Annotated in this window: 1 protein-coding gene; it reads right to left on the bottom strand. The window is 58.5% G+C overall.

The window, feature by feature from the left end; all coding sequences use genetic code 11:
• Positions 1–259: 259 nt before the first annotated feature.
• Positions 260–1,291: an IS110 family RNA-guided transposase gene (locus E4K65_RS46625; RefSeq protein WP_135179753.1), complete on the bottom strand. Its 1,032-nt coding sequence runs from the start codon at positions 1,289–1,291 to the stop codon at positions 260–262.
• Positions 1,292–1,411: the final 120 nt, after the last annotated feature.

The following is a 1,411-nucleotide window of genomic DNA, read 5'->3' as shown; positions in this document are numbered from 1 at the left end:
CCTTCTGTAATGGGCCCGATGATGTCAAGCCTCCCGAGTGAATGTCACGCCGCCGAGCTCATGCTTCTGTCCGTGGTCAACGCCTGGTCGCCACATCATGCTGTCAGAGGGAGCGGTGAGCCTATCTAGATACGCGTGGTCCGTCAGAAGACGGCCACTGGGCGTGTAACGGCTTCACCGGATCCACCGTCCCGGCGACGGGACTTCGGGCACCAGGCTCAGTTCAGCCCGGTTGCATTCCAACTCTTCTCCTCGTGTTCTATGCTGCGATCGGGCCCGCGTCGGTCCATCGGTAAGTTGTGCCGTCGACCCAGATTCGATGCAGGATCACTGCGAGCTTACGTGCCAAGGCGACTTTTGCGCGCTTCGAACCTCGCCGCTTGGCGACGTCCATCCCCCAGCGCTTAAGTTTTGAGAATCGCGTGATGCGCGATAGCAGAACGTTGGCGGCCTCATACAACACCGTACGCACTATCTCGTCGCCGGCCAGCGTGATCCCGCCCGTGACGTCCTTTTCTCCCGATTGGTATTTCTTTGGCGTGAGCCCGAACAGCGCGCCTGCCGCCTTCGATTTTACAATGCGATGAGGATCATCAATCGCCGATTTGTAGGTAATCGCCACCAGGGGACCAACACCTGGCACTGTCATGAGCCGGCGACAGACCGCATCGTCACGCACAATTGCCAGCACAGCTTTGTGTAGCCTTCCGTACTCTGCCTTCAAGGCCGATCGTGCCGAAAGCATCGCTATGGCAATGCGTTCCAATGTCGCCTGACCCGCAACCAACTCTCGGATCCGCGCTTCGAAATTCTGCCGCGTCACCGGGCCAACCTTCAGCCCAAAGCCACGCAAAATCCCGCGGATACTCAATTCCACATCGATAAGTCGCCCAAGAAGCTGCTTGCGCGCAACCAGCAGCGCTCGAACCTCTTGAGCCCCTATCGACTTTGCGTGCACCGCGCGGAACCATCCCATCCGGATCAACTGGGCAATCCCGCGTGCATCCTTGCGATCAGTCTTCACCGTCGCTGATAATGCGGCCTTCACATGCCGCGTTTCCAGCAGAACCGTCTCGAACCCTGCTGTTTTCAGCCCCGCATGCAGCCATTGCGACAGCGGCCCAGCCTCCAGCCCGATCCGCTTCACTGCAAAGCCAAGCGTCTCGAAAAATTCAACCAAGGCGTCAGGTTCGCTCGTGACCTTCGCTTCCTTCAGGATTTTACCTTGGGCATCCACAACGCATACGCTCGACAGTTCCAATGACACGTCAATTCCGGCATAGTTCTCCACGGCTGTCCTCCGTCTCCAGATGCTTGGGGCCGACTCAAGTCGTGACCCCGTTTCATCATCTATCGGGGGACAGCCACCATCATCACCCCTTGCTCGGAGCAGGGCCCATTACGGCATCTA

Origin of the sequence: Bradyrhizobium niftali (assembly GCF_004571025.1) — a bacterium.
Taxonomy (GTDB): Bacteria; Pseudomonadota; Alphaproteobacteria; order Rhizobiales; family Xanthobacteraceae; genus Bradyrhizobium; species Bradyrhizobium niftali.
This window is presented reverse-complemented; position numbering and strand designations above follow the sequence as displayed.